Source organism: Roseiarcus sp. (genome assembly GCF_049514155.1).
In the GTDB taxonomy this organism is placed as follows: Bacteria; Pseudomonadota; Alphaproteobacteria; order Rhizobiales; family Beijerinckiaceae; genus Roseiarcus.
Map to the genome: position 1 here is coordinate 17002 of NZ_JBEKVH010000032.1, position 12410 is coordinate 29411.

Sequence of the window (12410 nt, forward strand, 5' to 3'; positions counted from 1 at the left end):
GCCTCCGGGGAACCCGAAACGCCTAGACCTGCATGATTTCCTTTTCCTTGGCGGCGAGCAAGCCGTCGATCTCGGCGATCGCCTGGTCGGTGACTTTCTGCACCTCGACTTCTTGGCGTTTCTCGTCGTCCTCGGGAATGGCGTGGTCCTTGAGCAGCCGCTTCAACGTGTCGAGGCCTTCGCGGCGCACGTGACGCGCCGCCACGCGACCGTCTTCCGCGTACTTGTGAGCGATCTTGACCATTTCCTTGCGGCGCTGCTCGTTGAGTTCGGGGATGCGGATGCGCAGCACCGTCCCTTCCACCGTCGGGCTGAGGCCGAGATTGGAGTCGCGGATCGCCTTGTCGACCGCGTGCACCATCGACTTGTCCCAAACCGAGACCGACAGCGCGCGCGGCTCCGGGACGCTGATCGACGCCACCTGGCCGATCGGCATGCGCTGGCCGTAGGCTTCGACCTGGACGGGATCGAGCAGGCTGGCGCTTGCTCTTCCGGTGCGCAGACCGCCGAGTTCGTGCTTCAGCGTCGCTTGGACCGCCGCCATGCGGCGTTTGAGTTCGGCGATATCAAAAGTAGGCAGCGTCGGCATCTAAGGAACCCATTGTTGCCCGCCGCGGACCATCTTGCCAGCCGGGCGCCGCGGGGATCGATCGAAACGCGCGCAATGCGCGCGCGGCGCGCCACTGTTAGCATAGGTTGAGCCTGGTCGCAGCCCTGCGGCGGTTTTTGGCCGCGGCGCGGCGTTACGGCGCGGCGTCGGCGGCGGCGGCGTTCGGCTTGCCGAGCTGCGCCGCTCTCGCCATCGCCGCCAGCGCAACCTGACCTTCCGGCTGGATCAGCCCGGCCGACATCACCAGTTTGGCGGCATCTTCCGGCGTCATGTCGATCTCGATCAGGTCGGCGGTCGGCACGAAGAAATAGAAGCCGGTCGTCGGGTTGGGCGTGCAGGGCAGGAACACCGACGTCATCGGCTGCTCCGGCAGCGCGGCGGCGACCGCGCGGGCGGGCTCGGAGGAGATGAAGACGACCGACCACGAGCCCTTCATCGGGAATTCGACCAGTCCGACCCGCCGAAAGTGGTCGCCGCTCTGGCTGAATACGGTTTCGAAGATCTGCTTGAAGCTCTTGTAGAGGCCGCGCACCACCGGGGTGCGGTCGACCATCGCTTCGCCGAGCCTCAGGAACGTGCGGCCGGTGATGTTGGCGGCGAGAAAGCCGAGCAGCGTCAGTCCGATCAGGACGGCGACGACGCCGAAGCCCGGCACATGGATGGGCAGGTAGGTGTCGGGCCACAGGCTCGCCGGGGCGAGCGGCTTGACCCAATTGTCGATCGTGTCGACGACCCACCAGGCGATATAGGCGGTCGCCGCCACCGGGCCGAAGATCACCAGGCCGGTGAAGAACCACGAGCGCAGCCGCGTCAGGAGCGAGCGATGAAACGGGCCGCCGGGCTTGGGCTCAGTCGTCATGCTTGCACCCGGATTGGGAAGGCGCGGGCGACCGCGTCCCCGGCGCCGGCAATGCTACTCCACGGTCACCGACTTCGCCAGATTTCTCGGCTGGTCGGCGTCTTTGCCCATGATCACGGCGGTGTGATAGGCGAGCATCTGCACCGGGGCGGCGTAGACGATCGGCGCGAAAGTGGCGCCCATGTCGGGCATGGCGAGGAAGCTCTCGAATTCGAGGGCGGCTTCCTCCGCCGCGTGGCGCTCGCCGATGAGGATGATGCGGCCGCCGCGCGCGGCGACCTCCTGCATGTTGGAGATCGTCTTCTCCAGCACCGCGTCCTTGGGCGCGAGCACGATCACCGGCATGTCCTCGTCGATGAGCGCGATCGGCCCGTGCTTGAGCTCGCCCGCCGCATAGCCCTCGGCGTGGATGTAGCTCAGTTCCTTGAGCTTGAGCGCGCCCTCGAGCGCCAGCGGATAGGCCGTGCCGCGGCCGAGATAGAGCACGTCGCGGGCGCGGGCGAGCTTGTGGGCGATCGGTTCGAGCAGCGGCTCGAGCTTGAGCGCCTGGGCGATGAGACCCGGCGCGGCGACGAGTTCGCCGACCAGCGCCGCTTCCTCCGCTTCGGTCATCGCGCCGCGGGCGCGCGCCAGTCCGATCGCCAGGCAGGCGACGGCGGCGAGCTGGCAGGTGAAGGCCTTGGTCGAGGCGACGCCGATTTCCGGGCCGGCGAGCGTCGGCGCGGCGGCGTCGGAGAGACGCGCAATCGACGAACTCGGCACGTTGACGACGCCAATCGTCTTGGCGCCGTTCGCCTTTGCGTAACGCAGCGAAGCAAGCGTATCGGCGGTTTCGCCCGACTGCGAGATGACGATGGCGAGCCCGTTGTGTTCGACTGGCGGTTCGCGGTAGCGGTATTCGGAGGCGACGTCGATCTCGACCGGCAGGCGCGCGAAGCGCTCGATCCAGTATTTGCCGACCAGGCCCGCCATGTAGGCGGTGCCGCAGGCGATGATCGAGACGCGCGAGATCGTCGCCGGATCGACCGGCCAGGCGAAGGGCTTGAGTCGCTGCGCCGCCATGTCGACGTAATGGGCGAGGGTGTGGCCGACCACCTCCGGCTGCTCGTGGATCTCCTTGGCCATGAAGTGGCGGTAGTTGCCCTTTTCGGCCAGCAGACCGCCCGCGGCGCTGTGGATCGTCTTGCGTTTGACGACGCGGTCCGACGCATCGTGGAAGGTCGCCCCGGCGCGGGTGGCGACAACCCAATCGCCCTCCTCGAGATAGGCGACGCGGTCGGTGAAGGGGGCGAGCGCCAAAGCGTCGGAGCCGAGAAACATCGCGCCGTCGCCGTAGCCGACCGCGAGCGGCGCGCCTTGGCGCGCGCCGATCAGCAGGTCGTCCTCGCCGGCGAACAGATAGACGAGCGCGAAGGCGCCGCGCATCCGTTTCAGCGCCGCGGCGACCGCCTCGGGCGGCTTCTTGCCCTTGGCCAGCTCGTCCTCGACCAGGAACGCCGCCGCTTCCGAATCGGTCTCGGTGGCGAAGCGATGGCCCTTGGCGATCAGCTCCTCGCGCAGCGCCTTGAAGTTCTCGATGATGCCGTTGTGGACGACCGCGACGCGCGGGCTGGCGTGCGGATGGGCGTTGGCTTCGCTCGGCTTGCCGTGCGTCGCCCAGCGGGTGTGGCCGATGCCGATCGTCCCCGCGAGCGGCGACGAATCCAGCTTGGCTTCGAGATTCTTGAGCTTGCCTTCGGCGCGCAGCCGGGTCAGCCGACCGCCCTCGAGCGTCGCCACCCCGGCCGAGTCGTAGCCGCGGTATTCGAGCCGCTTGAGGGCGGAAACAATGTCCCGCGCCACCGGCTTGCTTCCCAGAACGCCAACGATTCCGCACATCGCCCTTGTCCGATTTCGGCGCACCCGAATCGAGCGCGTGCAAGGCATAGGCCAAACGTCGCGCGCGCCTCAAATCACGTTGGGTGACGCAATATGAAGGGGGGCGGCGCTCCGGCGCGAGCAGGCGGATGGGATTCGCTCGCTAACCCTTCTTCTTCATCTTCTCGCGGAACGCCTTGGCCCAGCCGGGCTTCGCCACCTGGCGGCCGCGGGCGACGGCGAGCGCGTCGGCTTCGACGTCCTTGGTCACCACCGAGCCGGAGCCGATATAGGCGCCGTCGCCGATCTTGACCGGCGCGACCAGCGCCGAATTGGAGCCGATGAACACGCCCGCGCCGATGTCGGTTCTGTATTTGCCGAAGCCGTCGTAGTTGCAGGTGATCGTTCCGGCGCCGATGTTGGTTCCGGCCCCGACGCGCGCGTCGCCGATGTAGGTCAGATGGTTGACCTTGGCGCCGGCCTCGATTGTCGAGGCTTTGATCTCGACGAAATTGCCGACCTTGGCCTTGGCGGCGATGTCGGCGCCGGGGCGCAGCCGCGCGTACGGCCCGATCGCGGCGCCGCCGGCGACCTTCGCCCCCTCGAGATGGGAGAAAGCGTGAATCCATGCGCCGTCGCCAATCGTGACGCCCGCGCCGATCACGACATGGGGCTCGATCGTCACGTCGCGGCCGATCACAGAATCGGCGGAAAGGAAGATGGTTTCCGGCGCGACCAGCGTCGCCCCTTCGACCATCGCCTTGTGGCGCAGTCGCCGTTGCATCGCCGCTTCCGCCGCGGCGAGCTGCAGGCGGTCGTTGACGCCCATCGCCTCCTCTTCGGCGGCGAGCCGGGTCTCCGCTTTGAGCCCGCGTCCAGCCGCGATCTCGGCGACGGCGGTGAGGTAGAATTCCTTCTGCGCGTTGTCGCAGCCGACCAATTCGAGCAGGGCGAGCGCTTGGGCGCCGCGGATCGCCGCTGGTCCGGCGTTGCAGCGGCGAATCGCGCGCTCGGCCGCGGTTGCGTCTTTCTCCTCGCGGATGGCGACAAGGCGGCCGTCGCGCTCGATCATCCGCCCATAACCGGTCGGATTGGCCGCTTCGAACGCCAGCGCGGCCACATCGGCGCCGTCGGCCAGCGCCTGGCGCAGCGCCTTCAGGCTTGCCGCGGTCACCAGCGGCGCGTCGGCGTAGACCACGAGCAGATCGTCGTAGCCGCGCGCGATCGCCGCGCGTGCGGCGAGTGTGGCGTGCGCCGTGCCGCGCCGCTCGCTCTGGATGAAGACTTCCGCTTCGGGGGCGAAGGCGCGCGCCGCCGCGGCGACGTCGTCGCGATCGGGCCCGACCACGACCGCGATCGCGCTCGCGCCGGCGTCGCGCAAGGCGGCGAGCGCGTGGGCGACCATCGGCCGACCGGCGACCGGGTGCAGCGCCTTGGGGATCGCCGAGCGCATGCGCACGCCGTCGCCGGCGGCGAGGAGGACGCCGAGACAGGTTCGGCTGGAGGAGGGCGGGGCGTTCATGGCGGGCTCCTGGCGCGGAAGCCGCGGCGGGCGAAGCGCCCCGGCGTCGCCGTGCGCTTATCAGGCTTTGGACGAACAGTCGAAAATCCCCGTCGCCGACTCGCCCGAATAGGATATAGAAATAGCGCCGCGCGATGCTCGTTTCATGCCTCTTGGGCGTGCAAATGCCGCTAAGCGACTGGATAATTTATGGAACCGTGTGGCGGGCGTCCGCGCGGCGGCGAGACCATCGTCCGCAAGGGGGGCCCGCAGCGCGAACGAAGTGCGTCATGGCAGAAACCCCGCGTCGGGAATTCCTCAAGTTGACCCTCGGCGGGGCTTTCGCCGCCGCCGGAATCGCGTTGCAGCGGGTCGCCGCAGCCGCGCCGATGGCGCAGCCGACGCCCTTTTCCGCCGATAGCGTGCTCGACATGGCGCGCGAACTCGCCAAGTCGCCGTTCAAGCCGCCGAGCGCGGCGCTGCCCGATGCATTCGCCAATCTCACCGCCGAGCAATATCTGGCCATCCACCACAACTCCAACACCGCTGTCTGGAACGACGAGAAGATCGGCTTTGCGCTCGAGCCTTTGCAGCGCGGCTTCGTCTTCACGTCGCCGGTGCTGGTCAACGTCGTCGAGAACGGCCAGGCGCGCCGCCTGGTCTACGACCGCAGCGCCTTCGACTTCGGCAAGCTGCAGCCGCCGGTCGATCTCCCCGACATGGGCTTCTCCGGCGTCAGGGTGCTGCGCGCCGGCGACGACCAGGGCTGGCGCGAGCTCGCCATCTTCCAGGGCGCGACCTTTTTCCGCAGCCTCGCGCGCGGCCAGACCTACGGCCTCAACGCGCGCGGCCTGTCGATCCGCACCGGCGAAGCGCAGGGCGAGGAGTTCCCGCTGTTCCGCGCCCTGTGGATCGAAAAGCCGAGCCCCGCGGCCGACGCGTTGACGATCCATGCGCTGCTCGATTCGGCGAGCCTGACCGGCGCGTTCCACTTCACGCTGCGGCCGGGCGAGGCGACGATCATCGACACCGAGCTGACCCTGATCGCGCGCGTCGCGGTCGATCGCCTCGGCTTGAGCCCGATGACGTCGACCTACGTCTTTGGGCCGCTCGACCATCGCCATCCCGACGACGCGCGCGCCGCCGCCTACGACATCGGCGGGCTGCAGATCCTCACCGGCGCCAACGAATGGTTGTGGCGGCCGATCGCCAGCCGCGAGACGCTGCAGATCTCCGCTTTCGCCGACGTCAACCCGCGCGGCTTCGGCCTGTTGCAGCGGGCGCGCGTCTTCGACGCGTTCTACGACGACGACGCGCGCTGGGAGCTGAGGCCGTCGTTGTGGATCGAGCCGATCGGCGACTGGGGCGAGGGCGAGGTGATCCTGATCGAGATCCCGTCCGATTCCGAGTTCAACGACAACGTCATCGCCCAGTGGCGGCCCAAGGCCGGCCTCGCCGAAGGCGCGTCGGTCTCGTTCGCCTATCGCCAGTTCTGGTGCTGGTCGCCGCCGGCGCGGCCGCCGCTCGCCACCGTCGTCAACTCGCGCGGCGGCAAGGTCGGCAAGCGCCGCCGCTTCGCCGTCGAATTCGTCGCCGACCTGTTCGCCGATCCGCAGAAGGCGGCGCAGGTGACGGCGCAGGTCTCGGCCGCGCCGGGGCAGATCGTCTCGTCGCGCCTGTTCGCCTACAAGGAGCGGCGCGCGATCCGCGTCGTCTTCGACCTCGACCCCGGCTCGGAATCCTTGTCCGAGCTGCGCATTCAGCTCAAAGTCGGCGACCAGCCCGTCAGTGAGACATGGCTCTATCGATGGACAGCCTGACGGCCCCGACGCACGCCCAGCCGGCGACGCCGCGCGAGGCGCCGTTGGCGATGCCGGTGCAGTCGCTGCGCAAGTTCGATCGCCGCGAGCGGCGCAGCGCGGTCATGCCGCGTCCCATCGGCGCGCTGGCGCTGGCGAGGCTCGTCATCTTCGGCGGCGCAGCGGCGCTGACCGTCTACGGCGCGCGAGAAATGTACGGCGTCGTCGCGGTCGGCGAGATCACCACGCTCGAATGGGCGCTGGTCGTGCTGTTCGTCGTCAACTTCGCCTGGATCGCGCTCGCCTTCGCCTCGAGCGTCTACGGCTTCGTCTGGCTGTTGCGCGCGCCGCCGCTCGGGTCGTTGCCGCAACGGCTGGAGGGCAAGACCGCGGTGGTGATGCCGATCTACAACGAGGCGCCGGAACGCGTCTTCGCCGCGGTGCAAGCGATGTGCGAGGACGTCCGCGCGACCGGGCTCGGCGACAACTTCGATTATTTCTTCCTCTCCGACACCACCAGTCCCAACCTCTGGATCGCCGAGGAACGCGCGCTGCTGGCGATCCGCGAGCGGCTGCCGGACGAGCGCGTCTACTACCGCCGCCGCCGCAAGAACACCGCTCGCAAGGCCGGCAACATCGCTGATTTCGTCATGCGCTGGGGCGCGGCCTATCCGCAGATGCTGGTGCTCGACGCCGACAGTCTGATGTCGGGCGCGACGATCGTCCGCCTCGCCGCGACGATGGAGGCCGACCCTGACGCCGGCATCGTCCAGAGCCTGCCGCTGATCGTCAATCGCAACACCTTCTTCGCCCGCCTGCAGCAGTTCGCCGCCCGCATCGCCGGGCCGGTCATCGCCTCCGGTCTCGCGGCGTGGATGGGGCGCGACGGCAATTATTGGGGCCACAACGCGATCATCCGCACACGCGCCTTCGCCGATCATTGCGGCATGCCCGATCTGCCCGGCAAGCCGCCGTTCGGCGGCCTCATTCTCAGCCACGACTTCGTCGAGGCGGCGCTGATCCGGCGCGCCGGCTGGGCGGTCTACATGCTGCCGAGGCTCGGCGGCTCCTACGAGGAAAGTCCGCCGTCGCTGATCGATCTGGCGGCGCGCGACCGGCGCTGGTGCCAGGGCAACCTGCAGCACGCGCGCGTGCTGCTGGCCAGCGGTCTTGCGTTTCCGTCGCGGCTGCATCTGATCAACGGCATCATGGGCTATCTCGCTTCGCCCCTGTGGATGGCGCAATTGCTGATCGGCATCGTGCTGGTGCTGCAGTCGCGATTCATCCGGCCGGAATATTTCACCGCCGAATTCTCGCTGTTCCCGACCTGGCCGCGCTTCGACTACGAGCGCGCGTTGCAGTTGTTCGAACTGACGATCGCGGTGCTGCTTGCGCCCAAGGTCTTCGGCATGATCGCCGCCGGCGTCGATCCTGAGACTCGGCGCGGCTGCGGCGGCGTCATTCGCCTGTTCCTGTCGACGGTCATCGAGATTCTCGTCTCCGCCGCGCTCGCTTCGATCATGATGGTGATCCAGTCGGGCGCGGTGCTGCAAATCCTCTCCGGCCGCGACACCGGCTGGAACCCGCAGCGGCGCGACGACGGCTCGATCCCGTTTGCCGCCATCGTGCGCCGCCACCGCTCGCACACGGCGCTCGGCGTGGTCACGCTGCTGGCGGCGGGCGTGCTGTCGCCTTCGCTGGTGGTGTGGATGTCGCCGACCATCGCCGGCCTCGTGCTGTCGATCCCGCTGTCGTGGGCGAGCGGCCAGATGTCGATCGGCGTCGGCCTGCGCCGCCTCGGACTGCTGACCACGCCCGAGGAGAGCGGCGTCCCGGCCATCCTCGCTCGCGCCAACGCGCTGTCGGCCCAGCTCGCCACGACCGGGGCCGAAGACGAAGACGCGCTCAAGGCGATCATCGCCGATCCGGCGCTGCGCAAGGCGCACGAATCCTTCCTGCCCGAGGCGGGCCGCCGCCGCCGCGGCGAAATCGACGTCGACGAGGCGGTGGCGACCGCCAAGCTCAACGACGCCCAGTCGCTCGAAGACGCCTGCGTCTGGCTGAAGCGGAAGGAACGGCTGGCGGTGCTCGGCGACCGCGCGTTGATCGCGCTGCTCGCGCGCCTGCCGGAGAAGCGCGAGCCGCTCGACGAGGCGGAAGGCGAGGCGGTGGGTCGCGTCCTCGATCAACGACCCTGAGTCGGCGCGCGGTCGAAGAGCGGAAACGCGACCAGACCGACGACGAAACCGCCGATATGGGCGATCCAGGCGATCGGCGATTCGGAAGCGCCAAGCGCCTGCGCGCCGGCGCCGAAGACGATATTCGTCGCCATCCAGATCGCGATGAAGCCGAGCGGGCGCCGCTGCCGCAACAGCCGCGCCAGAGGCGGCGCCGGCCGCAGCGGGTCGGCTTCGCCCGCCGACAGCGAATAGCCTTGCGGCGAGCCGAGCGGCCCGCCAGGCTCGAAGATGAAGCGCGTCGCGGCGGCCATCATCCCTGAATCGGCGGCCGAGGCGCCGATCAGCGGCGCGAAATCCATCTGATAGAACGCCCAATGGGTCAGCGCGCCGGCGATCGCCGTCAAGGCGAAGAAAGCGAGAAAGCGCAACGCGCCAAACCGCTGCGCGACCGGCGGTCCGAAAGCGACAAGCCACACTGAGTTGAGCAGCACATGCGTCCACGAACCGTGCAGGAACGCGTAAGTGATGAGCGTCCATGGCTGAGCGATGTCGAGGCGAGTCAAAGTGTCGATCGGGCGTGGGAGCCACAGCGCCAGCGTCAGACGCTTAGGAACAAACGCGAAGACGCGCCACACTGCGTCCTGCGTCGCCGGCGCGAGGAAATCGAAGACGGCGTAGGCGCCGATCAGTGCGACGATCAACGCGACGACGACCGGCGGAATGGCGAAGATCGGCTCGCGCCGCGGCGCCTCGAGGCCGTCGGCAGGCGGAAAATCGGACATCGGCGGCGCGCTCGGGTTGGGGGTTCAAAACGATCGTCGGCTTTGCGCGGCCCGGCGTTGCGAGCCGGGACCGCCCGTCGTTGTGAGTAGCAGAAGCGCGCCGGTCCGGCGACCGTGGCCGACTGGTGGTTCGGATTTCCCGCCCCTGGCTCCGCCCAATCGATGGAACGCCGACCGCGTCACGGTTGATGACAGACGGCCTCGAGATTGTTGCCGTCGGGGTCGATCACGAAGGCGGCGTAGTAATTCGGCGCGTAGTCGCGCGCTCCAGGTTGGCCGTTGTCGCGTCCGCCGGCCGCCAGCGCGGCGGCATGGAACTGGTCGACGGCCGCACGCGATCTGGCGGCCAGCGCCAGATGCACGGAGGAGGCGGTCTCATTCGCGCCGAGCCACAGCGTGGGGCCGTCTTCGTCGCCGAAGCCGGCGCCGCCGTCGAATTCGGCGAGCAGGCGCCAGCCCAGGGGTTTCAGGGCCGCTTGGTAAAACTGCGTCAACGCGGCGAAGTTGGGCGTGCGCAGTCCGATATGGTCGATCATCTCTTCATTCTCCTTCTTGTTGCAAGGGTAGGGCGCTCGCGATCCGCCTCTCGGCTAGGCGAGCGAAACCAGGGTTGCGCCGGCGCCGATCAATCCAGCCCCGGCGAGCGCGTAGCGAAGGTCGACGTTCCGCCATTCGCCCAGCAGCGCCACGCCGAGCGCAACCGCGACGAGCGCGTTGCTGTTGGTGAGCGGCGCGACGATCGACACCGGCAGCTTGAGCGCGCCGAAGCCGTAGCTCATGCAGGCGATGGCGCCCGTCCAGCTCAGGCCCATGGCGATCGCGAAGCCGATCGCGCGGGCGCCGCCGCCGCTCGCGCCCGTGACCGCGGTCGCCGCGCCGCCGACGACAGCGATCGTCACGCCGACGGCCGTCAGGTAAAGCGAGGTCGAAGCGCCCGCGCCGATGCTGAGCCGCATCAGCACGGTGCTCAGGCCGAGCAGGACCGCCGGCGCGACGCCGCCGACGACCAGCGCCCAGGCGCTCACGGCCTGGCGCCCGGGAACCACTCGACGAAGACGTCGTTGGTTCGGCCGTAGTAGAGCGCGCGCTTGCCCTTCAGGCTGACGAAGTAGCCGACGCAGCCGGCCTCGGCGATGCGATCGCAGAACGTCGTGTAGCTGATCGCGCCGCGCTGGATTGCGCGCAGCGCCGCTTCGACGGCGTCGCCGTTGAAGGCGTCGGCAGTCGTCTTCGACGTGTGACTCGCAACGGTCTCGCAGTCGCCGTTGGGCATGAAATAGGTCTTCGCCCCGACGACCAAGTCGGCGTGATAGCGCTCGACCCCAACTTCCGCCAGCGCCTTCACGACCGCCGGGAACGGCAGGCTGTTCTCGTTCGATGCCGTGGTCACCGCGCGCACGACTTCCTTCACATGAGCGTCCATGTGTCTCTCCTCTTAAAAGCTAGGTTTCGCGTTGCTCGTCCGCCGCCGGCGGAGGCCGTCTAGTCCAGTGGAACGGCCTTCAATTCCCGTCGGCGCACGATCTCTTTCATGGCCGCTTTGATCGCCTCGCGTTCCGAGGGACTCAGATGGCCAAAAAAATCTTCGTCGTTCATGTCCGCCAACGCGGCGAGTTCCGGCGTCAGCGCCCGTCCCGCCGCGGTCAGCGACAAAATCTGCGCGCGCTGATCGCCTGCGACCGCCGCGCGGGCGATCAACTTCTTGTCGAGCAGTCGGTCGGCGAGCTTCGAAATCGCGCCGCGCGTCATGCCCATGCGCTCGGCGAGGTCGGTCGGGCGCAGCGCGCCGTCGTAGAGTTCGCGCATCACCACCCACTCCGCGACGGTCACGCCGCGCGCCTGGGTCTTCAGCGAGAAGGCGTGTGAGACCTGGTTCGACACGAAGCGCAGCCAAAAGCCGACGTGGGAGTCGAGGGCGGCGATCGGTTTCGGCTTCGCGGACATGTCAGCTCCTTTGTTGCCAAGGAAACTATATCGAGTTTGTTTCCATGTCAACAACTTTTTCGCCAATGCGCCGCGACGACGAAAAGCCCCGGGAAATGGGCTCCTCCGGGGCGATTTGGGCTCAGTTGCGCCGGCGGTCGCCGGCGAGTTCGTCGGGTCGCTCAGGTCCTGAAGCAATATGGCCGGTCGAGGTCGGCGAGCGGCCCGGGCTGGGTCGGCGTCCATCCGAGTTCGGCGCGGGTGCGCGCGCTCGAGGCGAGGAGGCCGATCGCGACGAAATGCGCGAACCAGCCGCCGAAATGCTCGGCCGCCTGCTCAGGCGATTTGCCGACGACCGGCAGGCCGAGGCGGCGGCCGATCGCCGCGGCGATACGCGCGCGGCGGCGAACAGCGCGTCGCGCCGAGCGCCGTGGCGGCCCGAGCGTCGCCGAGCCTTTCGCGGACGCGCGCAAAAAGAAAGGGAGAGCCCACCGCGGGCTCTCCCTTTTCGTTCGCCGATCCGCCTCGTGTCGCCGCCGGCGGAGGAGCGTCCGCTGCGGCGACGACTTCGGCTCGCCTGCGAAGCGCTGCGCTGGAGCTTGCGCTGCGCGTTCGCGTGTTCGTCAACGCTGGCGACTATGCGCGCTGAGCCGGCGCGGAGCAACTTCGTCCCTAGTTTATTCTTAACGCGGGCGGCCCGACTCGAAGCGAACCATGGCACGCGCCCTGCAGCCTTGTTGGCGCGCCGTCGGTTCTGTCCCGTTTTGGAACGCCGGACGGCGGGAGACCGCCATGAAGCTCGCCGCGAGCCGGGAACTGTTCGCCTATTGGAACGCGCTGCGCGGCGCGCGCAGCGCGCCTGAGCGCGACGACGTCGATCCGGGCGCGATCCGCGGCGT

General features: G+C 68.6%; 13 protein-coding genes. 3 read left to right on the plus strand and 10 right to left on the minus strand.

The annotated features are described in order from the left end of the window. Nucleotides 1–22: 22 nt before the first annotated feature. The 4 genes from frr to glmU form a co-directional block, all read right to left on the minus strand. Complete coding sequence (frr, locus tag ABSF49_RS07095; RefSeq protein WP_424111938.1) at nt 23–589, minus strand: ribosome recycling factor; 567 nt, start codon at nt 587–589, stop codon at nt 23–25. Nucleotides 590–743: 154 nt separating this feature from the next. Next, the gene (locus ABSF49_RS07100; protein ID WP_424111939.1) at nt 744–1469 is read right to left on the minus strand and encodes a DUF502 domain-containing protein; all 726 of its coding nucleotides are present in this window, start codon (nt 1467–1469) and stop codon (nt 744–746) included. Between the two features lie 54 nt (nt 1470–1523). Then, complete coding sequence (gene glmS / locus ABSF49_RS07105) at nt 1524–3347, minus strand: glutamine--fructose-6-phosphate transaminase (isomerizing) (protein WP_424111940.1); 1824 nt, start codon at nt 3345–3347, stop codon at nt 1524–1526. Nucleotides 3348–3489: 142 nt separating this feature from the next. After that, nucleotides 3490–4848, minus strand: coding sequence for a bifunctional UDP-N-acetylglucosamine diphosphorylase/glucosamine-1-phosphate N-acetyltransferase GlmU (gene glmU / locus ABSF49_RS07110; RefSeq protein WP_424111941.1), 1359 nt, complete (start codon nt 4846–4848; stop codon nt 3490–3492). Between the two features lie 269 nt (nt 4849–5117). Between glmU and ABSF49_RS07115 the strand changes: the two genes are divergently transcribed. Together ABSF49_RS07115 and mdoH are read left to right on the plus strand one after the other, a co-directional pair. After that, nucleotides 5118–6647, plus strand: a complete 1530-nt coding sequence (locus ABSF49_RS07115; RefSeq protein ID WP_424111942.1) for an OpgD/OpgG family glucan biosynthesis protein — start codon at nt 5118–5120, stop codon at nt 6645–6647. Beyond that, nucleotides 6635–8824: a glucans biosynthesis glucosyltransferase MdoH gene (gene mdoH, locus ABSF49_RS07120; RefSeq protein WP_424111943.1), complete on the plus strand. Its 2190-nt coding sequence runs from the start codon at nt 6635–6637 to the stop codon at nt 8822–8824. The genes ABSF49_RS07115 and mdoH overlap by 13 nt, the downstream gene beginning before the upstream one ends. On the opposite strand, the gene ABSF49_RS07125 is transcribed toward mdoH, so the two are convergent. From ABSF49_RS07125 to ABSF49_RS07150, 6 genes are all read right to left on the minus strand, one after another. After that, complete coding sequence (locus ABSF49_RS07125) at nt 8812–9588, minus strand: rhomboid family intramembrane serine protease (protein ID WP_424111944.1); 777 nt, start codon at nt 9586–9588, stop codon at nt 8812–8814. The two genes, mdoH and ABSF49_RS07125, sit on opposite strands and share 13 nt — an antisense overlap. Before the next feature lie 179 nt (nt 9589–9767). Continuing rightward, on the minus strand, nt 9768–10124 hold the full coding sequence (locus ABSF49_RS07130) for a VOC family protein (RefSeq protein ID WP_424111945.1): 357 nt from the start codon (nt 10122–10124) through the stop codon (nt 9768–9770). 54 nt (nt 10125–10178) lie between these two features. Continuing rightward, nucleotides 10179–10613, minus strand: coding sequence for a hypothetical protein (locus ABSF49_RS07135; protein WP_424111946.1), 435 nt, complete (start codon nt 10611–10613; stop codon nt 10179–10181). Further along, on the minus strand, nt 10610–11011 hold the full coding sequence (locus tag ABSF49_RS07140) for a DUF1398 domain-containing protein (RefSeq protein ID WP_424111947.1): 402 nt from the start codon (nt 11009–11011) through the stop codon (nt 10610–10612). The genes ABSF49_RS07135 and ABSF49_RS07140 overlap by 4 nt, the downstream gene beginning before the upstream one ends. Before the next feature lie 59 nt (nt 11012–11070). Then, nucleotides 11071–11757: a MarR family winged helix-turn-helix transcriptional regulator gene (locus ABSF49_RS07145; RefSeq protein WP_424111948.1), complete on the minus strand. Its 687-nt coding sequence runs from the start codon at nt 11755–11757 to the stop codon at nt 11071–11073. After that, nucleotides 11694–11984 (minus strand): hypothetical protein, encoded by a 291-nt coding sequence (locus ABSF49_RS07150; RefSeq protein ID WP_424111949.1) that lies wholly within the window; start codon nt 11982–11984, stop codon nt 11694–11696. Before ABSF49_RS07150 ends, ABSF49_RS07145 begins: the two co-directional genes overlap by 64 nt. A 319-nt stretch (nt 11985–12303) precedes the next feature. Between ABSF49_RS07150 and ABSF49_RS07155 the strand changes: the two genes are divergently transcribed. Continuing rightward, the coding region (locus tag ABSF49_RS07155) for a PAS domain-containing protein (RefSeq protein ID WP_424111950.1) at nt 12304–12410 on the plus strand (107 nt) is incomplete at its 3' end.

What these genes read in the sequence shown, in the direction of transcription:
- frr (WP_424111938.1), bottom strand. Translation starts at nt 589, where the DNA reads ATGCCGACGCTGCCTACTTTTGATATCGCCGAACTCAAACGCCGCATG.
- ABSF49_RS07145 (WP_424111948.1), bottom strand. Translation starts at nt 11,757, where the DNA reads ATGGACGCCGACCCAGCCCGGGCCGCTCGCCGACCTCGACCGGCCATA.
- glmS (WP_424111940.1), bottom strand. Translation starts at nt 3,347, where the DNA reads ATGTGCGGAATCGTTGGCGTTCTGGGAAGCAAGCCGGTGGCGCGGGAC.
- ABSF49_RS07115 (WP_424111942.1), top strand. Translation starts at nt 5,118, where the DNA reads ATGGCAGAAACCCCGCGTCGGGAATTCCTCAAGTTGACCCTCGGCGGG.
- glmU (WP_424111941.1), bottom strand. Translation starts at nt 4,848, where the DNA reads ATGAACGCCCCGCCCTCCTCCAGCCGAACCTGTCTCGGCGTCCTCCTC.
- ABSF49_RS07140 (WP_424111947.1), bottom strand. Translation starts at nt 11,011, where the DNA reads ATGGACGCTCATGTGAAGGAAGTCGTGCGCGCGGTGACCACGGCATCG.
- ABSF49_RS07125 (WP_424111944.1), bottom strand. Translation starts at nt 9,588, where the DNA reads ATGTCCGATTTTCCGCCTGCCGACGGCCTCGAGGCGCCGCGGCGCGAG.
- ABSF49_RS07130 (WP_424111945.1), bottom strand. Translation starts at nt 10,124, where the DNA reads ATGATCGACCATATCGGACTGCGCACGCCCAACTTCGCCGCGTTGACG.
- ABSF49_RS07100 (WP_424111939.1), bottom strand. Translation starts at nt 1,469, where the DNA reads ATGACGACTGAGCCCAAGCCCGGCGGCCCGTTTCATCGCTCGCTCCTG.
- mdoH (WP_424111943.1), top strand. Translation starts at nt 6,635, where the DNA reads ATGGACAGCCTGACGGCCCCGACGCACGCCCAGCCGGCGACGCCGCGC.